The organism is Shinella zoogloeoides, from assembly GCF_003574625.1.
Taxonomy (GTDB): Bacteria; Pseudomonadota; Alphaproteobacteria; order Rhizobiales; family Rhizobiaceae; genus Shinella; species Shinella zoogloeoides_A.
Genome location: NZ_QNUJ01000007.1, coordinates 229,792 through 255,420 on the forward strand (window position 1 = coordinate 229,792; position 25,629 = coordinate 255,420).

Genomic DNA, 25,629 nt, shown 5'->3' on the forward strand with positions numbered 1-25,629 from the left:
GCGCCGGAAGCAGGGGGCCGGTGCAATCGGGGCACCAGATCCCGGACCGGGCGATGGCTCGGCACGGCCGGGGGACGGCAAACATGAAAGGCGCCGGCAGAAATGCCGACGTGGCGAATTGAGCATGAAAGGCGGCAAGATGCAGATGAATACGGCCAGGACGGCTGGTGCATTCGCAAACGGGGAAAATGCACGACAGACGCTCCCGCAAGAAGGAGCGCAAGAGGCGGCGGGGGTTGCATCCGACATGAAGCATGATGCGCTTTTCGAACGGGTCAGTGCGCGCCTGAAGGCGCAGGTTGGACCGGACGTTTTCGCAAGCTGGTTCGGACGCCTGAAAATCCATTCCGTATCCAAGAGCGTGGTGCGTCTGTCGGTGCCGACGACGTTCCTCAAATCCTGGATCAACAACCGTTATCTCGACCTCATCACCAGCCTCTTCCAGCAGGAAGACGCGGAAATCCTCAAGGTGGAGATTCTTGTGCGGACCGCGACCCGCGGCGTGCGCATCGGCGTGGCCGACGACGCCGTTGCCGTGGCGGAGCCCGCGCCGCAGGCCCAGCCGCGCCGTTCGGCGGGTAGTCCGCAGCCGGTGGCAAGCGTCGCCGCTTCCGTCACCGCTACGGCCCAGCCGCGCGCCCAGCATTCCGGCCCGCTCTTCGGCTCGCCGCTCGACCAGCGCTACACGTTCGACGCCTTCGTTGAGGGCACCTCGAACCGCGTTGCCCTTGCCGCCGCCCGCACCATCGCGGAAGCCGGTGCCGGCGCTGTGCGCTTCAACCCGCTCTTCGTCCATTCCAGCGTCGGCCTCGGCAAGACGCATCTTCTCCAGGCGATCGCGCTCGGCGCGCTTTCCAGCGCCCGCAACCCGCGCGTCGTCTACCTGACGGCCGAATACTTCATGTGGCGTTTCGCCACCGCGATCCGCGACAACGATGCGCTTTCCCTCAAGGAGACGCTGCGCAATATCGATCTCCTGATCATCGACGACATGCAGTTCCTGCAGGGCAACTCGATCCAGAACGAGTTCTGCCACCTGCTCAACATGCTGCTCGATTCCGCCAAGCAGGTCGTGGTCGCTGCCGACCGTGCGCCCTGGGAGCTGGAATCGCTCGACCCGCGCGTGCGCTCGCGCCTGCAGGGCGGCGTCGCCATCGAGATGGAAGCGCCGGACTACGAGATGCGCCTTGAAATCCTCAAGCGCCGCCTTGCCGCCGCGCAGCAGGAAGACCAGTCACTCGATATCCCGGTCGAGATCCTCAGCCATGTCGCGCGCAACATCACGGCCAGCGGCCGCGAGCTGGAAGGCGCCTTCAACCAGCTCCTTTTCCGCCGCTCCTTCGAGCCGAACCTGACGATCGAGCGCGTCGACGAGCTGCTCGGCCACCTCGTCGCCGCCGGCGAGCCGCGCCGCGTGCGCATCGAGGACATCCAGCGCGTCGTCGCCAAGCACTACAACGTCTCGCGCCAGGAGCTGGTCTCGAACCGCCGCACGCGCGTCATCGTCAAGCCGCGCCAGATCGCCATGTATCTGTCGAAGACCCTGACGCCGCGCTCCTTCCCGGAGATCGGCCGTCGCTTCGGCGGACGCGACCACACGACCGTGCTGCATGCCGTGCGCAAGATTGAGGAACTGATCTCGGGCGATACCAAGCTCAGCCACGAGATCGAGCTTCTGAAGCGCCTGATCAACGAGTAATACGGGTCCGACCGGGCTCTGCTTAAAGAAAAGGGGCCGCAAGGCCCCTTTTCTTTGCCGCGGGATCGAAAGTCCCTCTGCGTCATGGGTTGCGTGGGCGCGCGCGGATCCTCGGAGCGAGCCAGGCGGTCGGCGTTCAAGACAGATATGGGAGAGAGCGCCGGCCCTAGCAGGCGAGATCGGCGACGACGGCGTCGAGGATCAGCATCCCGGCCGGCGTGCAGCGCAGCCGCGAATTGCCGAGCCGCTCGATGAAACCGTGGTCGATGAGGAACTGTTCGCGGTCCGGGTCGAGATCGCGGCCGGAAAGGCTCTGCCAGCGGGCGAGATCCACGCCCTCCTTCAGCCGCAGGCCCATCAGCAGGAGCTCGTCCGCCTGCGCCTCGTATTCCAGCACTTCCTGGTCGACCATGCCGTGGCCTTCGGCCTCGACGAGCGACAGCCAGCCCTCGGGCTTGCGCTCCGTCGCGGTCGCGATCTTCGCGCCGCCCGTCGTCAGCCGGCCATGGGCGCCGGGGCCGATGCCGACATAATCGCCATAGCGCCAGTAGGTGAGGTTGTGGCGGCTTTCCGAGCCGGGGCGGGCGTGATTGGAAACCTCGTAGGCCGGCATGCCCTCGCGCTCGGTGATCTCCTGCGTCGCCTCGTAGAGCACGGCGGACTGCTCTCCATCCGGCACCACCAGCTTGCCGGCCTTGTGCAGGCCGTAGAAGGGCGTGCCTTCCTCGATGGTGAGCTGGTAGAGCGAGAGATGGTCGACCGCGTAGGAGACCGCTTCCTTCAGCTCCCGGTCCCATTCCTCCACCGTCTGGTTCGGGCGGGCATAGATGAGATCGAAGGACATGCGCGGGAAGATGTCACGCGCAAGCCGTATGGCCTTCAGCGCATCGGCGACGTCATGCAGCCGGCCGAGGAATTTCAGGTCCCGGTCATTCAGCGCCTGCACGCCGAGCGAGACGCGGTTGACACCGGCGGCGCGGTAGCCGCGAAAACGTTCGGCCTCCACGCTGGAGGGGTTCGCCTCCATGGTGATCTCGATACCATCAGGCACATGCCAGTGGCGGGCGATGCCATTGAGGATCGCGTCCACCGTCTCCGGCGCCATCAGCGAGGGCGTGCCCCCACCCATGAAGATGCTGGTGATGGTGCGCGAGCCCGTCAGCCGGCGCATCGTCGCCATTTCCTTCAGGAAAGCCTGCACGAAGCGCGGCTGGTCGACCGGCTGGTGGCGCACATGGCTGTTGAAGTCGCAGTAAGGGCATTTGGCGGCACAGAACGGCCAGTGCACATAGATGCCGAAGCCGGGATCGGAGAGGTCCGTTCCCGTGCTCGGCCGGATATCGAAGGGCACCGCCGTCATGACGCGTCAGGCTTTCAGGCAGGTTTCGACAAAGATCTTGAAGGCGCGGGCGCGGTGCGAGAGCGCGGTCGCGTCACCCGGCTTCCAGCCATGCTTTTCTTCCGCGCTCATCTCGCCGAAGGTCGTCTCGTACCCTTCCGGCTGGAAGACGGGGTCATAGCCGAAACCCTTGTCGCCGCGCGGCGGCCAGACCACATGGCCTTCCACCTCGCCGCGGAAGAGTTCCGTATGGCCGTCCGGCCAGGCAAGGCACAGCACGGAGACGAAGCGCGCGGTGCGATCCTTCACGTCCGTCGCGCCCTTTTCGGAAAGGGCCTTTTCGACCTTTTCCATGGCCATGGCGAAATCGCGCGTGCCGTCTTCCTTCTCCGCCCAGTTGGCGGTGTAGACGCCCGGCGCGCCGCCCAGCGCGTCGATCACGAGGCCGGAATCATCGGAAAGGGCCGGCAGGCCCGAGGCCTTTGCCGAGGCGAGCGCCTTGATCGTCGCGTTTTCCTCGAAGGTCGTGCCGGTCTCGTCCGGTTCCTCGAACTTCAGTTCCGCGGCGGACTTGGCGGAAAAGCCGAAGGGGCCGATCAGGTCCTCGATCTCGCGGATCTTTCCGGCATTGTGGCTGGCGACGACGATCGTCTTGGTATCGAGCTTGCGCATGAGGGGTCCTAAGCGATGTTCCACAGAGCCGGCTCGGCGCATTCGAGGCTGTTGCCGGCGGGGTCGCGGAAATAGATGGAGCGGGCGCCGTTCGGCCAGCGAAAATCCGCTTCGATGGCGATTCCGGCTTCTTCCAGCTTTTTCACCCAGAAATCAAGCGCGGGGCCGGGAATGCGAAAACAGGCGTGGCCGGGGCCGCTGGTGCCATGCACCGGCACGGGAAAGGCCTGCGGCGGCGGGGGCACGGCGGTCTCCTTCGCATTGAAGATCAGGAGAACGCCCGGCCCACAGCGGAAGAAGACATGGCGGTTGCCGTGCCGGGTGATCTTCTCGAGGCCGAGAATGCCGCCATAGAAGGCCTCCGCCGCGTCGAGGTCATCCGCGTAAAGCGCGGTTTCGAGAATGCCTTCGATCGCGGCGGTCATGGTCTTGCGCCTTTTCTCAGGCGATGGCCTGCTTCTGCATGGCGACGAGGTCGGCGATGCCGTTGCGGGCAAGCGCCATCAGGCTGGAGAATTCCTCCTCCGTGAACGGCTTGCCTTCCGCGGTGCCCTGGATTTCGACGATGCCGCCCGAGCCGGTCATGACAAAGTTGGCGTCGGTCTCGGCGGCGGAGTCTTCGAGATAGTCGAGGTCGATCACCGACTGCGCGGCGAAGATGCCGCAGGAGATCGCGGCGACATGATCCTTCAGGACCTTCTCGACCTTGATCATGCTGCGTGCTTCCATCCACTTCAGGCAGTCGTGGAGGGCGATCCATGCGCCGGTGATGGAGGCGGTACGCGTGCCGCCATCCGCCTGGATGACGTCGCAGTCGACGGTGATCTGGCGCTCGCCGAGTGCTTCGAGATCGACGATGGCGCGCAGCGACCGGCCGATGAGGCGTTGGATTTCCTGCGTGCGGCCGCCCTGCTTGCCGGCGGCGGCTTCGCGCTTCATGCGGTCGCCGGTGGCGCGCGGCAGCATGCCGTATTCGGCCGTCACCCAGCCCTTGCCGCTGTTGCGCAGCCACGGCGGCGTCTTGTCTTCCAGGCTTGCGGTGACGAGCACGTGCGTATCGCCGAACTTGACGAGACAGGAGCCTTCGGCATGCTTGGAAACGTTGCGCTCGAAGGAAACCTTGCGCATCTGATCGGTTTTTCTGCCGGACGGCCGCATTGCGAACTCCTGTCTGAGATATGTGTGAGGCTGCTTTAGACCACTTCGCCGGGCGAGGGAATGCCGGAGGCCGAAGGTCAAGGAAAATCCGTTTTGCGCCGGCCGGCGAAATCACTATATTCCGGGCGGACAACAGGATTGCAGTTCAAAGATGGTTTTGAGATCTCCGGGACCTGACATTCAGGCGGCGCTCGACGAGCGTTCGGGCGAAATCTTCCGCCGCATCGTCGAGACCTATCTGGAAAGCGGCGAGCCGCTCGGCTCGCGCAACCTGTCGCGCATCCTGCCCATGTCGCTCTCGCCCGCCTCCGTGCGCAACGTGATGAGCGATCTGGAAGAACTCGGCCTCATCTATTCGCCGCATATCAGCGCGGGCCGCCTGCCGACGCAGCTCGGCCTGCGCTTCTTCGTCGATGCCTTCATGCAGGTCGGCAATATCTCCGCCGAGGACCGCGCCTCTATCGAGCGCCATGTGCGCCCGCACGGTCAGAAGCACACCGCCGTCGAGACCATGATGAACGAGGCGAGCCAGGCGCTGTCCGGCATGTCGCGCGGCGCCGGCCTCGTCATCACCACCAAGAACGACGCCGTGCTGAAGCATGTCGAGTTCATCCGGCTGGAGCCGACCAAGGCGCTCGTCGTGCTGGTGGGCGATCACGACCAGGTGGAGAACCGCATCATCGAGCTGCCGGCGGGCGTCACCAGCTCGCAACTCACCGAGGCGGCCAATTTCCTCAACGCGCATCTGTCGGGCAACACGCTGCTGGAGGCCCGCTCGCAGCTGGAGCGCCTGCGCGGCGAGATCAGCAGCGAGCTCGACAAGCTGTCGCAGGACCTCGTCGAACGCGGCCTTGCCGTCTGGTCCGGCGGCTTCGACGAGGCAAAGCCGACGCGCCTCATCGTGCGCGGCCGGGCGAACCTTCTGGAAGGCCTTGCCGGCGCCGACGACATCGACCGCCTGCGCATGCTCTTCGATGACCTTGAGCGCAAGGACAGCCTGATCGAGCTGCTGAACCTCGCTGAGACAGGGCCGGGCGTGCGCATCTTCATCGGCTCGGAGAACAAGCTCTTCTCGCTCTCCGGCTCCTCGCTCATCGTCGCGCCCTACAGGGACGGCGACGACAAGATCGTCGGCGCGGTCGGCGTCATCGGTCCGACGCGGCTCAACTATTCCCGCATCGTGCCGATGGTGGACTATACGGCGCAATTGATGTCGCGGCTTTCGCGCTGAGGCATGCCGCGCAAAGGTGCGCGGCGGCCCTGCGAGAACGGCATGCCATCCGTTGCGCCGGCTTTCCGGCCGTCAGCCCTTGATTTTTCAGGCCCGAAGCTCGATATCGAGCGCAACCCCTTAGCAATGCAATTCGGAGTACGTCATGACCGACGAGACCAAGAAACACGGACCTGACGAAGCGGTGGACAGCAACCTTGCCGCTGAAGCATCCGCAGCGGACACCGCCGTCGAGGCGGAAGTCGCGGCCGAACCCGATCCGGTCGAGGTTCTGAAGGCGGAGAATGCCGACCTTCGCGACAAGTACCTGCGCCTCGCCGCCGAGATGGACAACCTGCGCCGCCGCACCGAGCGCGACGTGAAGGACGCCAAGTCCTATTCCGTCGCGGGCTTTGCGCGCGACATGCTGGCTGTGTCCGACAACCTGCGCCGCGCGCTCGACGCCATCCCGGCCGAAGCCCTCGCGGGCGACGATGCCGGCCTCAAGGCGCTGGCGGACGGTGTCGAGATGACCGAGCGTTCCATGCTGTCGGCGCTGGAGCGCCACGGCGTGCGCAAGCTCGATCCGATCGGCGAGAAGTTCGACCCGCATTTCCATCAGGCCATGTTCGAGGTGCCGAACCCCGACGTCGCCAGCAACACGGTCGTCCAGGTCGTGCAGGACGGCTACGTCATCGGCGAGCGCGTCCTGCGTCCCGCCATGGTCGGCGTCTCCAAGGGCGGCCCGAAGGCCCCCGCCGGCGAGACGAGCACCGCGCAGGCCTGACCGGTCTTCCCGACATGTTCCGGCGCCCGCATCCGCAACGGTGCGGGCGTTTTTCCTGTGCCGTTTCCGATGCGCCCGAAACGCGAAGACCGCCGCAGGATTCTGGTCCGCAGCGGTCTTCCCAAGCAATCGAATAGGGTATTGCGCAGCCTCAGGCCGCGGATGCCTGTTCCTCGCTGAGGCAGGCATAGATGGCGCTCTCGCTGTCGGAGGCGCGCAGCTTTGCGACCATGGCCGGGTCGCGCAGCACGCGGGCGATGCGCGAAAGGGCCTTCAGGTGGTCCGCGCCGGCGCCTTCCGGCGCGAGCAGCAGGAAGACGAGGTCCACCGGCTGGTCGTCCAGTGCCTCGAAGTCCACGGGGGTTTCGAGCCTCGCGAAGAGGCCGGTGATCTGCGAAAGCTCCTTCAGCTTGCCGTGCGGAATGGCGATGCCATTGCCGACGCCGGTCGAACCGAGGCGCTCACGCTGAAGGATGACGTCGAAGATTTCGCGTTCCGGAATCCCGGTAATCTTTGCCGCTTTTGCTGCCAGCTCCTGAAGCAGCTGCTTCTTGGAATTGGCCTTCATCGCCGGAATAATCGCACTCTGCTGCAGTAGACCTGCCAATGCCATGCTCTTGTCCTCGTGCGCTGGGTGAAGGGTTTGAAGAAGCGTGGTGCCCGTCCCGGCACCACGCTCCCGTCACTCAGCCTTTGATACTGGCTGCATCGATCCAGCCAATATTTCCGTCGTTGCGTCGGTAGACGATATTGAGCTGCTCCGACCCCGCGCTGCGGAAGAGAAGAACCGGTTCGTCCGTCATGTCGAGCGCCATGACGGCGCCTGCCACGGACAGGGTCCGGAGTTTCTTCGTGCTTTCCGCGACGATGGTCGGCGCGTAGTCCTCGGGAAGCTCTTCGTCTTCGTCGGGGACCGAATCCATCACCGTGTAGGCCACCTCTGCAAAGGCGTCATGACCGTTGCCGTTATGGTGTGCCTTGAGTTTGCGCTTGTACCGGCGCAGGCGCTTTTCGATCCGCTCCGAGGCTGCCTGGAAGGCTGCCAGGGGATCGTTGGCCTCGCCATTGGCCTGCAATGCCGTACCCGTGTCCAGGTGAAGCTTGCAGTCCGCACTGTACCGCGATCCCGCCTTTTCCACGGTGACCTGGCTCGAATATCCTCCGTCGAAATATTTGGTTACGGCCTCCTCCACCTGCTCTTCAATACGCTGGCGGAAGCTGTCGCCGATTTCCATATGTTTACCGGACACACGCACACTCATGGAGGGTACCTCTCTTTCATGATTTGCGTACACCAGTCTATTCCAACCTCATCTGCGTTCCAAGCGTTTCACACACGCGCTGTTTGCTGCATCGCACGCTTGGGAAAAGCGGGGATAGTCTGGAAGTCCGGCCTGCCTTCCCTTCGGAAGTGGGGCGCGCATTAGCCCTTCCAGCCCGCGAAGTCAATCGGCCGATTCAGCCATCGTTAACTTCTCACAGGCCGGAACGCGGCTGTCCCGGGCTTTGTTTCAAGTGGCCGAGGCCTTGGCGAGCGCGCGTTTTTCGCGCCGGCGCTGCACGGAGGAGGGGATGTTCATCGCCTCGCGGTACTTCGCCACCGTACGGCGGGCAAGCTCCACGCCGCCCTTGCGCAGGACATCGACGATGTCGTCGTCGGAGAGCACCGCCTCGGGGGCTTCCTGCGCGATCATGCTGCGGATGCGGTGGCGCACGCTCTCGGCCGAATGGGAATCGCCGCCCTCGGCCGAGCCGATCGAGACGGTGAAGAAATATTTCAGCTCGAACAGGCCGCGCGGCGTCAGCATGTACTTGTTCGAGGTGACGCGGCTCACCGTCGATTCATGCATCCTGATCGCCTCGGCGATCGTTTTCAGGTTCAGCGGGCGCAGGTGGTCGACCCCGTTGACGAGGAAGGCATCCTGCTGGCGCACGATCTCGCTCGCCACCTTCAGGATGGTGCGGGCGCGCTGGTCGAGGCTGCGCGTCAGCCAATTGGCCGTCTGGAGACATTCGTTGAGAAAGCCGTAATCCGCGCTGTCGCGGCTCGTGCGGCTGGAAACGGCGGTATAGTAGTCGCGGTTGACCAGCACGCGGGGCAGGGTGTCGGCATTGAGCTCGACATGCCAGCTTCCGTCGGGCGCGGCGCGCACGACGATGTCCGGCACCACGGCCTCGGAAGCGCCCGTCTCGTAGCGCGTGCCGGGCTTCGGGTCGAGCTTGCGGATTTCCGCCAGCATGTCGAGAAGGTCCTCCTCGCCGACGCCGCAGAGTTTCTTCAGCGTCGCGAAGTCGCGCCGGGCGAGCAGTTCGAGATTGCCGACGAGCGCCGCCATGGCGGGGTCGAGCCGGTCCCTGGCCCTCAGCTGGATCGCAAGGCACTCGCTGAGCGAGCGGGCGAAGACGCCGGGCGGATCGAGCTCCTGCAGGCGGGCGAGCACGCGCTCGACTTCCGCGGCGGGCTTGCCGAGCTTCGCGGCGGTCTCCGCCGTGCTGCCCTGGAGATAGCCGGCCTCGTCGAGCTGGTCGACGAGATGCTGGGCGATCAGCCGGTCGACGGGGTCGGCAAGGGCGAAGGGAATCTGCTCGTTCAGGACGTCGCGCAGCGTCTTGCGGCTCGCCACGAAGTCGTCGAGGTCGTAGCCCTCGCCGTCCCCGCCGCCGCCCGGCATGGACTTCCACTGTCCGATCAGCTCCGGCGCGTCCGCCGCGCGGGGCCCGGCATCGTCGGGAAAGACATTGTCGAGCCCGCCGTCGAGGGTTTCGGGCGCGCTGCCGGCGGTGCCGCTGGTGGCTGTTTCGTAAAGGTCCGCCTGGCTGCCATCCCCGCCGTGCTCGGTGGGGGAGGGCTCGGCCTCGGCGGTAAAGCGCTCGTCGCGCCCACCGTCGTCGTTCGCGGCGATTTCGAGGAGCGGGTTCTTCTCGACTTCCTGCTCGATGAACTGCGTCAGTTCGCCATGCGTCATCTGCAGCAGCTGGATCGACTGCATGAGCTGCGGCGTCATGACCAGCGACTGGTTCTGGCGCAGGAAAAGGCTGGCGGCGAGGGCCATGCGGACGCTCTACTCTCCGGAAATCCGCCCGAAGCCACAGGATCGGGGCGGCAGAAACCAACTGGCCCAAAAATTGCTTTTTAAAAGCGTTTGGTCAAGCGGCGGGCGCGAACTTGATGAAGATCGCGGCAACCGGGCGCGTCCCGCCCTCAGAGGCTGAAATTGTCGCCGAGATAGAGGCGGCGCACGTCGGCATTGCTGACGATGTCGTTCGCCCGGCCGTGGGTCAGCACCTCGCCGGCATGGATGATATAGGCGCGGTCGATGAGGCCGAGCGTCTCGCGCACGTTATGGTCGGTGATCAGGACGCCGATGCCGCGCGAGGTGAGGTGACGCACCAGCGCCTGGATGTCGGCGACCGAGATCGGGTCGACGCCCGCGAAGGGTTCATCGAGCAGCATGAAGGTCGGGTCGGTGGCAAGCGCGCGGGCGATCTCGAGGCGCCGGCGCTCGCCGCCGGAAAGCGCGATGGCGGGCGACTTGCGAAGATGCGAGATCGAGAATTCGGCGAGCAGGCTGTCGAGTTTTTCCTCCCGCCGCGCCTTGTCCTTGTCGTGAACTTCCAGCACGGCGCGGATGTTCTCCTCCACCGTGAGACCGCGGAAGATCGAGGCTTCCTGCGGCAGATAGCCGACGCCGAGGCGCGCCCGGCGGTACATCGGCATGGTGGTGACGTCGTGGCCGTTGATCTCGATCGAGCCCTCGTCGACGGGCACGAGACCGGTGATCATGTAGAAACAGGTCGTCTTGCCGGCGCCGTTCGGGCCGAGCAGTCCCACGGCCTCGCCGCGCCGGACGACGAGCGACACGCCGTTGACGACGCGCCGGTCGCGATAGGTCTTCGTCAGCCCTCGCGCAATGAGGGTTCCCTCGTAGCGCGACAGGTCGGTGCTGCGGTGGGGTTCCTGCGCACCCTTCTTCGGGTGGCGCGTCAGGCGGGTGAGCAGGGAAGATGACACGGGAGAAGCGCTATATCAGTTCGTTTTCTGGCGGGATTTGGGGTCGAGCTGGATCATGACGCGGCCGCCGCAGGCATCCAGCTTCGCTTCACCGGTGCGCATGGTGACGGAGAGCTGGCAGCCGACGAAGACGTTCTCGCCTTCCGACAGCACGACCTTCTTGCCCTTGAGGACCAGCGTCTCGTTGTCGAGGTTGAACGTTCCGGTATCGGCGGTCGCTTCCTGCGTCTGCGACTTCAGGTAGACCTTGTCGAAGACATCGATCTTCTCGATGTCGGCATTGCCGCTGGCGACCGAGCCCTTGCCGCCTGACTTGTAGTGAACGACCATGCGGCCGGCCTGCAGCGTCGTCGTGCCCTGCACGACCTTCACATTGCCGGTGAATTCGGCCTTGTTCTCCTGGTCGCGGATTTCCAGCGCGTCGCTCTGGATCTGGATCGGCTGGTCGTTCGAGAGCTGCACGCCCTTCATCTTGCTCGCCGTCTGCTGGGCGCCGGCATGGCCCGCGGCCAGCGCGAAGCCCGCGGCAAGAACGAAAAGGCTGGCGGCCCGGACAGGGGCGGAGAGAGTGGCGAACATGGCGCTCTTACTTTTCTCGGTTGCGGATGGCGGCAGGGTCGACGTCGACGACGACCTTGCCCTCGAAGACGACGACACGGCCTTTATCCGTCATTCGCAGCGACTGCGCAACAATGGATGCGCCGGGCGAATGGATGGAAACGGGGTCCTTCGTTTCCATCGTTCCGCCGTTGATGTCGAGATGGGCCGAACGGAAGGCGGCGGCAAGGCCGGTATTGAGGTTGATGGTGAAGGGCCGGGTCATGTCGAGCAGGTTCTTGCCGCGGTCGTAGACACCGGTCTCGGCCGTCACTTCCGCGGTGGTCTTGTCGTTGACCGGCATCTTCGCTGTGATGTTCTCGAGCGTGATGACGTCGGGCGTCTTCATGTCCTGCAGCGCCCGCTCGGCCTTCATCGAATAGCTGATGCCGTCCTTGTTGCGGCCGGCGATCGCCGGATAGCGCATGACGATCTTGCCGTCCTCGATGGTGGCGCTCTCCACATGGAGGTCGGAGGGCAGGTAGGTGCGCACGATGGAGACGACGGCGAAGATCGCGGCGATGATCAGGGCGGCGACCGGCAGGGCGATCTTGAGGAACCGCACGCGCGCGGAATGGCGCGTCGCCAGGCGATAAGCCTCGGCGGAAATGCCCATGCCCTGTGCACCCGTCGGTGCTTCTGTCACGCTGTTCAGCATAGTGCCTGCTTGAATGGTCCGGTGTCGGCCCTCGCCGCGCATGCGGGGCCGCAACTGTAACGGGCCCCATATGGCGATTATTCCTGAACAAACAATGGATGTCCAAGAAAGTTCGGCGACGAATTGCCATTTGAGCGGGGAATGCCATATCGATAGGGCCTTCTGCAAGCCACCTTGATGCAAGGCGGCCACCAGCACCGAGGACAGGACATGGAACAATCCGCCATCGCCGACCGCCGGCAACTGCGCCGCAAGCTCACTTTCTGGCGCGTCGCGGCCGTGCTGATCGCGCTTGCCGCGATCTGGGCCGCCGTCGCCTGGCGCGCGCCCGACATCGGCTCGGGCGACCATATCGCCCGCGTCAGCATTTCCGGCATCATCCAGGACGACAAGGACCTCCTGGAGCGCCTCGACCGGATCGCGAAGAACGACCGGGCCAAGGCGCTCGTCGTGACGATCTCGTCCCCCGGCGGCACGACCTATGGCGGCGAGGTGATCTTCAAGGCGTTGCGCAAGGTGGCGGAAAAGAAGCCGGTCGTCTCGGACGTGCGCACGCTCGCCGCCTCCGCCGGCTACATGATCGCGACGGCGGGCGACACGATCGTCGCCGGCGAAAGCTCGATCACCGGCTCCATCGGCGTCCTTTTCCAGTATCCGCAGATGAAGGAGCTGATGGACAAGATCGGCGTCTCGCTGGAGGAGATCAAGTCCGCGCCGCTGAAGGCCGAGCCTTCGCCCTTCCATCCGGCCAGCGAGGACGCCAAGACGATGATCCGCGCCATGGTGATGGACAGCTACGACTGGTTCGTCGACCTCGTCGCCGAGCGCCGCAAGCTGCCGCGCACCGATGTGCTGCGCCTTGCCGACGGCAGCATCTTCACCGGCCGGCAGGCGCTCGCCGCCAAGCTGGTCGATACGCTCGGCGGGCCGGAGGCGATCCGCGCCTATCTCGACACCCGCAAGGTGGCCAAGGACCTGCCCTTCGTCGACTACGAGCCGACGAGCCGGTCGGGCATTCCCTTCATCGGCGGCAGCATCCGGGAACTGGCCCGCTCGGTGTTCGGCCTGTCGCTCGACCTTCAACCGACGATCGAAAAGCTGGCCGGCGAAAAGTTGTTTCTTGACGGTCTTGTTTCGGTTTGGCAGGTTGATCGCGATTGAAAAACAAGAATTTTTAAGGGGGATACCGTGATCAAGTCGGAACTGGTCCAGATCGTCGCAGCCCGTAATCCCCATCTCTATCACCGCGATGTCGAGAACATCGTCAACGCGGTGCTGGACGAGATCACGGATGCGCTGGCCGGCGGCAACCGCGTGGAGCTGCGCGGCTTCGGCGCCTTCTCCGTCAAGAACCGCCCCTCGCGCTCGGGCCGCAACCCGCGCACGGGCGATGCGGTCTTCGTCGAGGAGAAATGGGTCCCGTTCTTCAAGACGGGCAAGGAACTGCGCGAGCGCCTCAATCCCGGCCAGGCCGATCAGGACGATTGAAGCAATTCCGGCGGGCAGCGTGAAACGGCCTTGCGGGGATTGCCAGGGGCAGGGCGGGGCTTCCCGCCGGCGCCGCGCGCAAGAAAGGTGACGCAATGGTCAAGAGAATAGTCAACGTCCTCATCCTGATCCCGATCGCCATCGTGCTGATCGTGCTGTCGGTGGCGAACCGGCAGGCGGTGACGCTGGCGCTCAATCCGTTCCGGCCGGAGGACAGCGTGCTCTCCGTCACCGCGCCCTTCTTCGTCTATCTCTTCCTCGCGACGATCCTCGGCCTCGTGCTCGGCGCGCTCATCACCTGGTTCGCGCAGGGCAAGCATCGCAAGCGCGCCCGCATCGAGGCGAGCGAGGCGGTCAAGTGGCACACAGAGGCCGAAAGGCATCGCGGTCGCGCCGAGGCGCTGGCCTCGCAGGCCGTCGTGCCGGTTTCCGGAAAATGATCAGGCGGCTCCGCCGTTCAGCTTCGCGCCGAGATCGGAGAAGAACTGCGTCGCCAGTTTCTTCGACGTCGAATCGATGAGGCGCGAGCCGAGCTGGGCGAGCTTGCCGCCGATCTGCGCCTTCACGTCATAGGCAAGGATCGTCTCGCCGCCGTCCTCGATGAGGCGGACATCCGCGCCGCCCTGCGCAAAACCGGCGATGCCGCCCTTGCCCTCGCCGGAAATCGTGTAGCTTTCCGGCGGGTTGAGGTTGGAGAGCGTCACCTCGCCGTTGAAGGTCGCCGAGACCGGGCCGATCTTGATCTTCACGGTCGCCTCCAGCTCGGTCGGCGATTTCATGGTCAGCGACTGACAGCCCGGAATGCAGGCCTTCAGGATCTCCGGATCGTTGAGTGCAGCCCAGACGGCCTCGCGCGGGGCGGCAATGCGTTCTTCGCCGGACATGTCCATGGTCGATCCTCCTCCCGGAACGGTTCCAGATTTATCGCAATCGGAAAGCGCTTTGCCAAGTGGGGGAGGGATGGTATGGGAGCCGCTTGTTTTCCGGCTTTGCCGGCAAGGTTTCAACCGACGACGGACGATCGATCGTGAAGGACAAGCACCGCCGGCCGAAGAGCGGCCCCGCCGCGCCCGCCCGGGCGAAGGCCCATACGCGGCCGGCCGTGAAGGCTGAGGCTCCAAGGGCCGCGGCACCCAGGCCGCCGGCCCCGAGCAGGGAACCGCGCCCCGCGCCCGAGGCCCCCGCGCGCCCGCTGATGCGCCGCGAGGGCGAAAAGCCCGCCGAGCGCGTGCCGGTCATCCTCGAGACCGCCGGCTCCGACCAGTACCGCCTCATTGACAGCGGTGCCGGCGAGAAGCTGGAGCAATACGGCCCCTATCGCATCGTGCGCCCCGAGGCGCAGGCGCTCTGGCAGCGAAGCCTGCCGTCCCTCTGGGACAAGGCCGACGCCCTCTTCACCGGCGATACCGACGAAGACGGCATGGGCCGCTGGAAATTCCCCAAGGCGGCGCTCGGCGAGACCTGGCCGATGCAGCTCCTCGGCGTCGATTTCCACGGCCGCTTCACCGCCTTCCGCCATGTCGGCGTATTCCCCGAACAGCTCGCCCACTGGCGCTGGATGAAGGAGAAGGTCGGGACCGCCGGCCGGCCCGTCAAGGTGCTGAACCTCTTCGGCTATACCGGCGTCGCCTCGCTGGTCGCGGCAGCCGCCGGGGCGGAAGTCACCCATGTCGACGCCTCGAAGAAGGCCATCGGCTGGGCGCGCGAGAACCAGGCGCTCGGCCGCATGGAGAAGCTGCCGATCCGCTGGATCTGCGAGGATGCCATGAAGTTCATCCAGCGCGAGGAGCGCCGCGGCAGCAAATACGACATCATCCTCACCGACCCGCCGAAATTCGGCCGCGGGCCGAACGGCGAGGTCTGGCACCTCTTCGACCACCTGCCGCTGATGCTCGACATCTGCCGCGAGATCCTGTCGCCGAAGGCCATCGGCCTCGTGCTGACGGCCTATTCGATCCGCGCGAGCTTCTATTCCATCCACGAGCTGATGCGCGAGACCATGCGCGGGGCCGGCGGCACGGTGGAATCGGGCGAGCTCGTCATCCGCGAGAGCGGCCCGGACGGCGGCGAGGCCGGCCGCGCCCTCTCCACCTCCCTCTTCAGCCGATGGATCAGCGCATGAGCCACGACCACCACGGAACCCGCCGCGTCGGTCAGGTGAAGGAGGTCACGAGCCTTTCGAACCCGATCGTCAAGGATATCAAGGCGCTGTCCGACAAGAAGCACCGCGATGAGACGAAGAGCTTCATGGCCGAGGGCCTGAAGCTCGTCATCGACGCGCTGGAACTCGGCTTCGAGATCAGGACACTGGTCTACGCCAAGAACGTCAAGGACAAGCCGCAGGTCGTGCAGGCCGCGACGAAGACCGTGGCGCGCGGCGGGCTGGTGCTGGAGGTCAGCGAGAAGGTGCTCTCCTCGATCACAAGGCGCGACAATCCGCAGATGGTCGTCGGCATCTTCACCCAGCGCTGGACGAGCCTCCGGGACCTGAAGCCGAAGGTGGACGAGACCTATGTGGCGCTCGACCGCGTGCGCGATCCCGGCAATCTCGGCACGATCATCCGCACGGCGGACGCGGCGGGCGCGAGCGGCGTCATTCTCCTCGGCGAGACGACGGATCCCTATTCGATGGAGACCGTGCGCGCCACCATGGGCTCGGTCTTCGCGCTGCCGCTGGTCAAGGCGAGCCCCGCCGACTTCCTCGCCTGGAAGAAGGGCGCCGGCGTTTCCGTCGTCGCCACGCACCTTGCCGGCGCGGTCGACTACCGCACCATCGATTACCGGAAGAAGCCCGTCGTCCTCCTCATGGGCAACGAGCAGGCGGGCCTGCCGGACGCGCTCGCCAGCGAAGCCGATGCGCTCGCCCGCATCCCGCAGGCCGGCCTTGCCGATTCGCTGAACCTCGCCATCGCCACCGGCATCATGCTCTTCGAGGCGCGCCGCCACCTCCTGACGCTGGAAGAGCGGGCATGAACGAACGCATTCCGCTGTTCTCCCGGCCGCTGCCGGTCGTCGTCTTCATCCTGCTCGCGCTGCTGCTCGATCAGGCGGTGAAATTCGCCGTGGAGACCTGGCTTCCCTTCCAGGAGGCGGTGCATGTCGTGCCCATGCTGGCGCTCTACCGCACCTACAATTACGGCGTCGCCTTCTCCATGCTGTCGGGCATGGAGGGCTGGTTCATCGTCACGCTCCGGCTCTTCGTCGTCGCCTTCGTCGTCTGGCTCTGGCGGCAGACGCCCAAGGCGCGGGGCCTTGCCCATGCCGGCTATGCCTTCATCATCGCCGGCGCCTTCGGCAACCTCATCGACCGCGCGCTCTTCGGCTACGTGATCGACTATGTGCTCTTCTATACCGAGACCTGGTCCTTCGCCGTCTTCAACCTCGCCGACAGCTTCATCACCATCGGCGCGGGCCTCGTCATCCTTGACGAACTCCTGTCGATGCGCCGCGCGAAACGTTAAAATTCGAACGACTTGCTGAAGCCGTTCTGAACGGTCCGCATGCTATGCGGGCCTCATGAGCGAACCTGTCAAGCTACAGAACCGGCTCAAGGCCGAATTTGCCGAGGCGCCGCCCCGTGCCCCCCGCACCCGTTCCGAAAGGGCGGCGACGCCGGATGACCGCGCCGTGGAGGCGCCCGCCAGCGCGCCGGTGCCGGACAAAAATCTTCCATTCCGGGCCATTCTTTCCGGCCTCATCCTGTTCCTTTCCGGCCTGGCGCTGGCGACGGGCCTGTCGTCCGGCTTCCCTATCGCCGCCACGGCCCTTGGCCTTGCCGGTGTTGCGAGCGCCGCCTTCCTCTTCTTCACGCGCGGCGCCGCCACCGGCGTCGAGCACGCGCACGACCGCTCCTGGGAGCGCAGCGAAACCTCGCAGATCCTCTCGGCCATCCATGACGTGCTCGGCGACATCGTCGTCGTGCGCGCGCTCGACGGCCGCATCCTCAGCGCCAACGCCGTGCTCGGCGAGCTGACGGGTATCGTTGAAGTAGAGGGCAGGACATGCGAGGCGCTCGGCCTCACCTTCCGCTCGCAGGCGATCCCCCATCGCTACGACGTCGATGTGGTGGGCCCCGCCTGCCGGCGCGTCTATTCCTGGCACGACGTCACCGTGCGCGATCCCGCCTCCGGCGAACTGGTCGTCCATTCCATCGCCCGCGACGTGACGGAGGAACGCCTTGCCGAGGGCGAGCGCGAACGCGCCCGCCAGCGCGCGGAGGAGGCGAGTGCCGCCAAGTCGCGCCTGCTCGCCACCGTCAGCCACGAGATTCGCACGCCGCTCTCCGGCATTCTCGGCATGTCGCACCTCATCGGCCAGACGCGGCTGACCGCCGAGCAGAAGAACTATCTCGCCGGCATGCGCCAGTCCGGCCATGCGCTGGTGCAGCTCGTCGACGACCTCCTCGATTTCTCGACCATCGAGGCCGGCCGCTTCCAGCTCCGCCCCTCGGAAGAGCCGGTGCGCCCGATGCTGGAAAGCGTCGTGGAGATGCTCTCCCACCGGGCGCATGAAAAGGGCATCGAGATCGGCTCCTTCGTGGCGCCGGACGTGCCGGGCCTCCTGATCTACGATGCGCCGCGGCTGCGCCAGGTGCTCTACAACGTCGTCGGCAATGCCGTGAAGTTCACCCATGCCGGCGGCGTCTCGCTCGAGACCGCGCTGGACCACGGCGCCGTCGTCATCCGCGTCACCGATACCGGCCCCGGCATGAATGCGGAGGAACAGGCCCGCATCTTCGAGGAATTCGAGCAGACCGGCAGCCCGGCCCAGCGCAGCGGCGGCACCGGCCTCGGCCTTGCCATCTCCGCCCGCATTCTGAAGGAGGCCGGCGGCGCGCTGACACTCGAAAGCACGCCCGGCAAGGGCAGCACCTTCACCATCCGCATGCCCGTCGATATCCGCACGCCGAAGCCCGCGCGCGGCGCGCGCAAGGGCATCCTTGCCGGCAGCCTCGTCTTCCTGCTGGCTCCCGCCGGCCCGGCCTCGGCGGCGCTCGCCCGCACCGTGGAAGCCCTCGGCGGCGCTTGCCACCTCGCCACCTCCGCCGACGAGGCGCTCGACCTCGTGCAGCATCTTTCCGGCCGCAAGGCGAAGCTCACCGATATCATCGTCGACAACCGCCTTGCCGGCGCCTATCGCCGCGACCTAGCGGATCTCGCCTTCCTGCGCGACAGCAAAGCGCGCCGCATCTATCTCGTCAATCCGGAGGAGCGCGGCGGCCGGGCGCTCGGCAATGGCGAGGGTTTCGATTCCTGGCTCATCCGGCCGCTGCGCGAGCGCTCGCTGGTCGAGGTGCTGCGCGGCCGCATGAAGGGCGTGGAGGTTCGCGACGCGATCAACGACAACCGCCCGATCCTCAAGGACCTGCCGCAGCAGACAATGTTTCCGATCCCGGCCGAGCCCGCCGGCATCCGCATCCTCTTGGCCGAGGACGATCCGGTGAACGCCATGCTGGTGCGCTCCGTGCTGGAGCGGGCGGGCCACACGGTGCGCCATGTGCCGGATTATCCGGCGCTCGTTGCCGCGCTTGCCGGCGCGACGGCGGCGGGGGCCTTCGCGGCCGACCTCATCGTCACCGACCTCGGCATGCCGGGCGGCGATGGTAGGGAGATGATCGCGCGCATCGTCCGGCGCGACTACGGTAATGCGGCCCTGCCGGTGCTGGTCCTGACGGCCGACAGCCGCGCCGGCCTGCGCGAGGAGCTTCTGGCTGTCGGCGCCGACGCGGTGCTGGCAAAGCCTGCCGATCCCGCGCGGCTTATCGCCGAGATCGCCCGGCTTGCGCGGCGCGCCAGCGCATAGGCGCAGACGCTTTGGGGTGTTCAAGCCTGCGTTGCGTCATTATCCTGTTGCAGAATCGTGGTTAAACCCACGAAGCTTCGCTTGACAGGTACATTGCCATGACGCTCGACCTCGCACAGACCATCGCCCCGGCGGACATCGCCAAGCAGCCGGCTCCGGTCGCGGGCCGCACGGCTACCGACGTGCTCGGCCGCATCGGCAATCTCGAAACGCGCGTCGCCCGCTCCGTCTCGGAGATCGATGCGGCGCAGGCCGTGCGCTACCGCGTCTTCGCCGAGGAAATGAACGCGCAGCTTTCGCCGGATGCCGTGCGCCGCAAGCGCGATATCGACGCCTGGGACATGGTCTGCGACCATCTCCTCGTGCTCGACACCGCCATCGAGGGCGATGCCGAGGAGCAGATCGTCGGCACCTACCGCCTGCTGCGGCAGGATATTGCCACGGTCTCCGGCGGCTTCTATTCCCAGTCGGAATTCGACGTCGATACGCTGATCGCCCGGCATGCGGACAAGCGCTTCATGGAACTCGGCCGTTCCTGCGTGCTGCCGGCCTACCGCACCAAGCGCACGGTGGAACTGCTCTGGCAGGGCGCCTGGGCCTATTCGCTGAAACACGGCATCGACGTGATGTTCGGCTGCGCCTCGTTCCACGGCATCGTGCCGGAGGAGCATGCGCTGGCGCTTTCCTTCCTGCATCACAATGTGCTGGCGAAGGACGAGTGGCACGTCTCGGCCCGCCCGGAGCTTTTCCGCACCATGGACCTGATGCCGCCCGAGGGCGTCGATGCGCGCAAGGCGCTTTCCGCCATGCCGCCGCTGATCAAGGGCTATCTGCGCCTCGGCGCGGCCATCGGCGAGGGCGCCGTCGTCGACCACGGCTTCAACACGACGGACGTGCTGATCGTCCTGCCGATCGGCAAGATCTCCGGCCGCTACCTCAATTATTACGGTGCGGACGCCGGGCGTTTCGCGAGCTAGGAAAAAGTCCGGAATTGTTTGCCGCCCGCCCCGTGACCTCCGGGACGGGCGGTTTTTATGCGTCAGGTGCCGGAATTATAGGCCGCCAGCGTCGCCATGTTGACGATGTCGCTGTCCTTGGCGCCCATGGTGACGATCTGCACCGACTTGTCGAGGCCGACGAGCAGCGGGCCGATGACGGTCGAGCCGCCGAGTTCCTGCAGCATCTTGGTCGAGATCGACGCCGAGTGGAACGCCGGCATGACCAGCACGTTGCCGGGGGCTGAGAGGCGGCAGAACGGATATTGCTCCATCATGCGCGGGTTGAGCGCCACGTCCGCGGCCATCTCGCCGTCATATTCGAAATCGACGCGGCGGCGGTCGAGGATCTTCACCGCCTCGCGCACCCGCTCGGAGCGTTCGCCCGACGGATGGCCGAAGGTCGAATAGGCGAGCATGGCGACGCGCGGCTCGTAGCCGAGGCGGCGGGCGAGGCCGGCCGCTTCCTCCGCGATATCCGCGAGTTCCTCCGAGGAGGGCATGTCGTGCACAGCCGTATCGGCGACCAGCACGGCACGGCCGCGGCAGAGCGCCAGCGAGGCGCCGATGACCCGGTGGCCCGGCTTGGCGTCGATGCAGCGGCGCACATCCTCCAGCGCGGTGGAATAGTTGCGGGTCAGGCCCGTCACCATCGCATCGGCATCGCCGAGCGCCACCATGCAGGCCGCGAAGTGGTTGCGGTCGTTGTGGATCAGGCGCTGGGCATCGCGGAAGAGATAGCCCTTCCGCTGCAGGCGGGCATAGAGATAGTCGATATAGACATTGTTGCGCGTCGAGATGCGGGCATTCACCAGCTCGATGCCGGGGCGGTCAAGGTCGATGCCGGCCCGTTCCGCCGTTTCGCGGATATGCTCCTCGCGGCCGAGCAGGATGGCGGTGCCGAGCTGCTGGTTGGCGTAGGAGACGGCCGCGCGCATCATCTGCTCCTCCTCGCCCTCGGCGAAGACGACGCGCTTCGGCTGGCGCCGGACGCGGGCATAGATCTGCTGGAGCGTCGAGGCGATCGGGTCGCGGCGCGCGCGAAGATCGCGGGCATAGGCGTCGAGGTCGGGAATGTCCTTGCGCGCGACGCCCGTCTCCATCGCTGCCTTGGCGACGGCGACGGGGATTGCCGAGATGAGGCGCGGATCGAAGGGCACGGGGATGATGTATTGCGGCCCGAAGCGCGGGCGCACGCCCTGATAGGCGGCGGCGACGTCGTCCGGCACGTCTTCCTTGGCAAGATGCGCCAGCGCCTCGGCAGCGGCGATCTTCATCGCGTCGTTGATGGTGGAGGCGCGCACGTCGAGTGCGCCGCGGAAGATATAGGGGAAGCCGAGGACATTGTTGACCTGGTTCGGATAGTCCGAACGGCCAGTCGCCACGATGGCGTCGTCACGGATGCGGGCGACTTCCTCCGGTGTGATCTCCGGATCGGGATTGGCCATGGCGAAGATGATCGGCTTCGGCGCCATGGAGCGGATCATCTCCTCCGAAAGTGCGCCCTTGGCCGAAAGGCCGAAGACGACGTCGGCGCCATTCATGGCCTCGGCCAGCGTGCGGCGATCCGTCTTGACGGCATGCGCCGACTTCCATTGGTTCATGCCGTCTTCGCGGCCCTGGTAGATGACGCCCTTGGTGTCGCAGAGGATGACGTTCTCGGGCGCAAAGCCCATCGCCTTGATCAGCTCGATGCAGGCGATGGCCGCCGCGCCCGCGCCGTTGCAGACGAGCTTGGTCGTCTTGAAGTCGCGGCCGGTCAGCGCCAGCGCGTTGATGAGGCCGGCGGCGGCGATGATGGCGGTGCCGTGCTGGTCGTCGTGGAAGACCGGAATGTCCATCAGCTCGCGCAGGCGCTGCTCGATGATGAAGCAGTCCGGCGCCTTGATGTCTTCCAGGTTGATGCCGCCGAAGGAGGGGCCGAGATAGCGCACGCAGTTGATGAACTCGTCGACATTCTCGGTGTCGACCTCGAGGTCGATGGAATCGACGTCGGCGAAGCGCTTGAAGAGGACGGACTTGCCTTCCATCACCGGCTTGGAGGCGAGCGCGCCGAGATTGCCGAGGCCGAGGATGGCGGTGCCGTTGGAGATGACGGCGACCATGTTGCCGCGCGTCGTGTAGTCATAGGCAAGGCCGGGATCCTCGGCGATGGCCTTCACGGGCACCGCGACGCCCGGCGAATAGGCGAGCGAGAGGTCGCGCTGCGTCGCCATCGGCTTGGTCGGCGTGATCTCGAGCTTGCCGGGACGGCCGTTCGCGTGGAAATCCAGCGCCTCCTGGTCCGTGACGGTTGCCCTCTGGCGATCTGATTTGTCGGTACCCGGCATGCTCCCCCCTTCACACTCCTGTGGGCGATAGGCCCGTAGCTGCTGACAGCTGTTGTTTTCTATATCGCTGCGCGGCTAGGGTGGCACCTCTTTTTTGGGAAGAACAGACCCTTCATTTTAGAAGAAACAGAATCTCCGTGAACGATCAGATCGTGCGACCGAACGATATCCTGTCGACGGCCGAGCTCGCCAGCGACGAAAGCCGCGCATCGGCAACGCCGATGATGGAGCAGTATATCGAGATCAAGGCTGCCAATCCGGACAGCATGCTGTTCTACCGCATGGGCGACTTCTACGAGCTGTTCTTCCAGGACGCGGTGGACGCCTCCCGCGCGCTGGGCATCACGCTCACCAAGCGCGGCCAGCATATGGGCCTCGATATCCCGATGTGCGGCGTGCCGGTCCATGCGGCGGACGATTATCTCCAGAAGCTCATCGCCGTCGGTTTCCGCGTCGCCGTCTGCGAGCAGGTCGAGGACCCGGCGGAGGCCAGGAAGCGCGGCTCGAAATCCGTCGTTCGCCGCGATGTCGTGCGCCTCGTCACGCCCGGCACGCTGACCGAGGAAAAGCTCCTCTCGCCGTCCGACGCCAACTACCTGATGGCCGTCGCGCGTATCCGCGGCGGCGGCGAGCCCGCCATGGCGCTCGCCTGGATCGACATCTCCACCGGCATCTTTCGCCTGTCCGAGACGGCGCAGGGCCAGCTTCTCGCCGATATCCTGCGCATCGACCCGCGCGAATTGATCGTGCCGGACACGTTGTTCCACGACCCGGAATTCCGCCCCGTTCTGGACGTCGTCGGGCGCGTCGCCGTCCCGCAGCCCGCCGTGCTCTTCGACAGCGCGACGGCCGAGGGCCGCATCGCCCGCTATTTCGGCGTCTCGACGCTCGACGGCTTCGGCACGTTCTCGCGCGCCGAGCTGGCGGCCGCCTCGGCGGCGATCTCCTACGTGGAAAAGACGCAGATCGCCGAGCGCCCGCCGCTCGGAAGGCCGGAGCGCGAAAGCTCGGCCTCGACGCTCTTCATCGACCCGGCGACGCGCGGCAATCTCGAACTGGTGCGCACCCAGTCCGGCGACCGTGCCGGCACGCTGCTGAAAGCCATCGACCGCACCGTCACCAGCGGCGGCGCGCGCCTTCTCGCCGAACGGCTGATGTCGCCGCTGACCGATCCCGAGGCGATCAACATCCGCCTCGATTCCATTTCGACGCTCGCCGACCGCCCCTCCTTCTGCGAGGACCTGCGCCGGACGCTGAAGCAATTGCCCGACATGCCGCGCGCCCTGTCGCGCATCGCGCTCGGCCGCGGCGGCCCGCGCGATCTCGGCGCGATCCTCCAGGGTCTTTCCGTGTCCGCCGACATCGCGCGGCTGATGGCGGCGGAAGAGCTGGAAGGCGAGCTTGCCGACGCCCGCACCGCCATAGCCGAACTGCCTGTCGACCTGTCGCACCGTCTCGCCGTGATGCTGGCCGACGAGCTGCCGCTCCTCAAGCGCGACGGCGGCTTCATCCGCGAGGCGGCGGATGGCGAACTGGACGAGATGCGCGCGTTGCGCGACCAGTCCCGCCGGGTCATTGCCGGCCTGCAATTGCAATATGCCGAGGAGACGGGCGTCAAGTCGCTGAAGATCAAGCACAACAACGTGCTCGGCTATTTCATCGAGGTCTCCGCCGGCAATGCCTCGGCGCTGACGGACGGCGACGAGGCCAAGGCCCGCTTCATCCACCGCCAGACCATGGCCGGCGCCATGCGCTTCACGACCACGGTGCTCTCCGAGCTCGAAACCAAGATCGCCAATGCCGCCGACCGGGCGCTCGCCATCGAGCTTGCCGCCTTCGACGGGCTGGTCGAGGCGGTCGTCGCGGAAGCCGAGGCCATCAAGGCGGCGGCGCGGGCGCTTGGCGTGGTCGACGTCTCCGTCGGCCTTGCGGCGCTTGCCGAGGAACAGGCCTATTGCCGGCCGGTGGTCGACAATTCCACCATGTTCGCCATCGTCGGCGGCCGTCATCCGGTGGTGGAGCAGGCGCTGCGCCGCCAGCAGGCCGCCGCCTTCGTCGCCAATTCCTGCGACCTTTCGCCGACGGACGGCAAGGGCCACGGCGCGATCTGGCTGCTGACCGGCCCCAACATGGGCGGTAAGTCGACCTTCCTCCGCCAGAACGCCCTCATCGCCATCCTCGCGCAGATGGGCGCCTACGTTCCGGCCGAAAGCGCCCATATCGGCGTGGTCGACCGGCTCTTCTCGCGCGTCGGCGCCTCGGACGATCTGGCGCGCGGCCGCTCCACCTTCATGGTCGAGATGGTCGAGACGGCGGCGATCCTCAACCAGGCGACCGAGCGCTCGCTGGTCATCCTCGACGAGATCGGTCGCGGCACGGCGACCTTCGACGGCCTTTCCATCGCCTGGGCCGCCGTCGAGCACCTGCACGAGGCGAACCGCTGCCGCGGTCTCTTCGCCACCCATTTCCACGAGCTGACCGTGCTTTCGGAAAAGCTCGCCCGCCTTTCCAATGCCACGATGCGCGTCAAGGAATGGGACGGCGACGTCATCTTCCTGCACGAGGTCGGCCCCGGCGCGGCGGACCGCTCCTACGGCATCCAGGTGGCGCGCCTTGCCGGCCTGCCGCCCTCGGTGGTGGCGCGGGCGCGGGACGTGCTCGCCAAGCTGGAGGATGCCGACCGCAAGAACCCGGCAAGCCAGCTCATCGACGACCTGCCGTTGTTCCAGGTCGCGGTGCGCCGCGAGGAGGAGAAGCGCAGCGGCCCGTCGAAGGTGGAAGAGCTGGTCAAGGGCCTCAACCCGGATGACATGACGCCGCGCGAAGCGCTCGATGCGCTCTACGTGCTGAAGAAAGAACTTGGCAAAGCCTAGCGGCTCGGA

At 66.1% G+C, this 25,629-nt stretch carries 24 protein-coding genes; 12 read left to right on the forward strand and 12 right to left on the reverse strand.

All coding sequences use genetic code 11. The features are described 5' to 3' along the window. Window positions 1–247: 247 nt before the first annotated feature. Window positions 248–1,699 (forward strand): chromosomal replication initiator protein DnaA, encoded by a 1,452-nt coding sequence (dnaA, locus tag DSD28_RS15940; RefSeq protein WP_318910693.1) that lies wholly within the window; start codon window positions 248–250, stop codon window positions 1,697–1,699. Window positions 1,700–1,865: 166 nt separating this feature from the next. Here dnaA and hemW read toward each other — a convergent pair whose 3' ends face one another. From hemW to rph, 4 genes are read right to left on the reverse strand one after another with little or no spacing between them, the layout of a single operon-like run. After that, entirely contained in the window at window positions 1,866–3,059 is a 1,194-nt protein-coding gene (gene hemW, locus DSD28_RS15945; protein WP_119257403.1) for a radical SAM family heme chaperone HemW, read from the reverse strand. A 6-nt stretch (window positions 3,060–3,065) separates the two neighbouring features. After that, the gene (rdgB, locus tag DSD28_RS15950) at window positions 3,066–3,710 is read right to left on the reverse strand and encodes an RdgB/HAM1 family non-canonical purine NTP pyrophosphatase (protein WP_119257404.1); all 645 of its coding nucleotides are present in this window, start codon (window positions 3,708–3,710) and stop codon (window positions 3,066–3,068) included. Between the two features lie 8 nt (window positions 3,711–3,718). Further along, window positions 3,719–4,135: a VOC family protein gene (locus DSD28_RS15955; RefSeq protein WP_119257405.1), complete on the reverse strand. Its 417-nt coding sequence runs from the start codon at window positions 4,133–4,135 to the stop codon at window positions 3,719–3,721. Window positions 4,136–4,151: 16 nt separating this feature from the next. Beyond that, window positions 4,152–4,868 carry a ribonuclease PH gene (gene rph, locus DSD28_RS15960; protein ID WP_119257406.1) on the reverse strand — a complete coding sequence of 239 codons (717 nt, stop codon included), beginning with the start codon at window positions 4,866–4,868 and terminating at the stop codon, window positions 4,152–4,154. A 151-nt stretch (window positions 4,869–5,019) separates the two neighbouring features. Here rph and hrcA point away from each other — a divergent pair, with 151 nt between their 5' ends. Beyond that, the gene (gene hrcA / locus DSD28_RS15965; RefSeq protein ID WP_119257407.1) at window positions 5,020–6,099 is read left to right on the forward strand and encodes a heat-inducible transcriptional repressor HrcA; all 1,080 of its coding nucleotides are present in this window, start codon (window positions 5,020–5,022) and stop codon (window positions 6,097–6,099) included. A gap of 145 nt (window positions 6,100–6,244) precedes the next feature. Continuing rightward, complete coding sequence (gene grpE, locus DSD28_RS15970) at window positions 6,245–6,865, forward strand: nucleotide exchange factor GrpE (RefSeq protein WP_119257408.1); 621 nt, start codon at window positions 6,245–6,247, stop codon at window positions 6,863–6,865. Window positions 6,866–7,016: 151 nt separating this feature from the next. On the opposite strand, the gene ptsN is transcribed toward grpE, so the two are convergent. The 6 genes from ptsN to lptC all read right to left on the reverse strand — a co-directional run bounded on the left by ptsN (window position 7,017) and on the right by lptC (window position 12,132). Beyond that, window positions 7,017–7,478 carry a PTS IIA-like nitrogen regulatory protein PtsN gene (gene ptsN, locus DSD28_RS15975; RefSeq protein ID WP_119257409.1) on the reverse strand — a complete coding sequence of 154 codons (462 nt, stop codon included), beginning with the start codon at window positions 7,476–7,478 and terminating at the stop codon, window positions 7,017–7,019. Window positions 7,479–7,551: 73 nt separating this feature from the next. Further along, window positions 7,552–8,127: a ribosome hibernation-promoting factor, HPF/YfiA family gene (gene hpf, locus DSD28_RS15980; RefSeq protein WP_119257410.1), complete on the reverse strand. Its 576-nt coding sequence runs from the start codon at window positions 8,125–8,127 to the stop codon at window positions 7,552–7,554. Between the two features lie 249 nt (window positions 8,128–8,376). Continuing rightward, the gene (gene rpoN, locus DSD28_RS15985) at window positions 8,377–9,918 is read right to left on the reverse strand and encodes an RNA polymerase factor sigma-54 (RefSeq protein ID WP_119257411.1); all 1,542 of its coding nucleotides are present in this window, start codon (window positions 9,916–9,918) and stop codon (window positions 8,377–8,379) included. Window positions 9,919–10,067: 149 nt separating this feature from the next. Further along, window positions 10,068–10,865: an LPS export ABC transporter ATP-binding protein gene (gene lptB / locus DSD28_RS15990; RefSeq protein WP_413251159.1), complete on the reverse strand. Its 798-nt coding sequence runs from the start codon at window positions 10,863–10,865 to the stop codon at window positions 10,068–10,070. A gap of 27 nt (window positions 10,866–10,892) precedes the next feature. After that, window positions 10,893–11,456: an LptA/OstA family protein gene (locus DSD28_RS15995; RefSeq protein ID WP_119257412.1), complete on the reverse strand. Its 564-nt coding sequence runs from the start codon at window positions 11,454–11,456 to the stop codon at window positions 10,893–10,895. Between the two features lie 7 nt (window positions 11,457–11,463). After that, complete coding sequence (gene lptC, locus DSD28_RS16000) at window positions 11,464–12,132, reverse strand: LPS export ABC transporter periplasmic protein LptC (RefSeq protein ID WP_119257413.1); 669 nt, start codon at window positions 12,130–12,132, stop codon at window positions 11,464–11,466. 210 nt (window positions 12,133–12,342) lie between these two features. On the opposite strand from lptC, the gene sppA reads away from it, so the two are divergent. The 3 genes from sppA to DSD28_RS16015 all read left to right on the forward strand — a co-directional run bounded on the left by sppA (window position 12,343) and on the right by DSD28_RS16015 (window position 14,060). Next, window positions 12,343–13,293, forward strand: coding sequence for a signal peptide peptidase SppA (sppA, locus tag DSD28_RS16005; RefSeq protein WP_119257414.1), 951 nt, complete (start codon window positions 12,343–12,345; stop codon window positions 13,291–13,293). Window positions 13,294–13,302: 9 nt separating this feature from the next. Beyond that, window positions 13,303–13,620 (forward strand): integration host factor subunit beta, encoded by a 318-nt coding sequence (locus DSD28_RS16010; protein ID WP_162911428.1) that lies wholly within the window; start codon window positions 13,303–13,305, stop codon window positions 13,618–13,620. Between the two features lie 95 nt (window positions 13,621–13,715). Continuing rightward, a complete protein-coding gene (locus tag DSD28_RS16015) occupies window positions 13,716–14,060 on the forward strand; it encodes a DUF1049 domain-containing protein (RefSeq protein ID WP_119257415.1) in 345 nt (114 codons plus the stop codon). On the opposite strand, the gene DSD28_RS16020 is transcribed toward DSD28_RS16015, so the two are convergent. Then, entirely contained in the window at window positions 14,061–14,510 is a 450-nt protein-coding gene (locus tag DSD28_RS16020) for an SRPBCC family protein (protein WP_119257416.1), read from the reverse strand. Between the two features lie 137 nt (window positions 14,511–14,647). Between DSD28_RS16020 and DSD28_RS16025 the strand changes: the two genes are divergently transcribed. The 5 genes from DSD28_RS16025 to DSD28_RS16045 all read left to right on the forward strand — a co-directional run bounded on the left by DSD28_RS16025 (window position 14,648) and on the right by DSD28_RS16045 (window position 20,399). After that, entirely contained in the window at window positions 14,648–15,742 is a 1,095-nt protein-coding gene (locus DSD28_RS16025) for a class I SAM-dependent methyltransferase (RefSeq protein ID WP_348627925.1), read from the forward strand. Further along, window positions 15,739–16,593, forward strand: coding sequence for a TrmH family RNA methyltransferase (locus DSD28_RS16030; protein WP_119257417.1), 855 nt, complete (start codon window positions 15,739–15,741; stop codon window positions 16,591–16,593). Before DSD28_RS16025 ends, DSD28_RS16030 begins: the two co-directional genes overlap by 4 nt. Next, window positions 16,590–17,081: a signal peptidase II gene (lspA, locus tag DSD28_RS16035; RefSeq protein WP_119257418.1), complete on the forward strand. Its 492-nt coding sequence runs from the start codon at window positions 16,590–16,592 to the stop codon at window positions 17,079–17,081. The genes DSD28_RS16030 and lspA overlap by 4 nt, the downstream gene beginning before the upstream one ends. A 55-nt stretch (window positions 17,082–17,136) precedes the next feature. Next, the gene (locus DSD28_RS16040; protein WP_119257419.1) at window positions 17,137–19,422 is read left to right on the forward strand and encodes a hybrid sensor histidine kinase/response regulator; all 2,286 of its coding nucleotides are present in this window, start codon (window positions 17,137–17,139) and stop codon (window positions 19,420–19,422) included. A gap of 98 nt (window positions 19,423–19,520) precedes the next feature. Continuing rightward, entirely contained in the window at window positions 19,521–20,399 is an 879-nt protein-coding gene (locus DSD28_RS16045) for a GNAT family N-acetyltransferase (protein WP_119257420.1), read from the forward strand. A gap of 62 nt (window positions 20,400–20,461) precedes the next feature. Here the strand turns inward: DSD28_RS16045 and DSD28_RS16050 are convergent, their stop codons facing one another. After that, window positions 20,462–22,747, reverse strand: a complete 2,286-nt coding sequence (locus DSD28_RS16050; RefSeq protein ID WP_119257421.1) for an NADP-dependent malic enzyme — start codon at window positions 22,745–22,747, stop codon at window positions 20,462–20,464. A gap of 137 nt (window positions 22,748–22,884) precedes the next feature. Between DSD28_RS16050 and mutS the strand changes: the two genes are divergently transcribed. Next, the gene (mutS, locus tag DSD28_RS16055; RefSeq protein ID WP_245424855.1) at window positions 22,885–25,620 is read left to right on the forward strand and encodes a DNA mismatch repair protein MutS; all 2,736 of its coding nucleotides are present in this window, start codon (window positions 22,885–22,887) and stop codon (window positions 25,618–25,620) included. Window positions 25,621–25,629 lie beyond the last annotated feature (9 nt).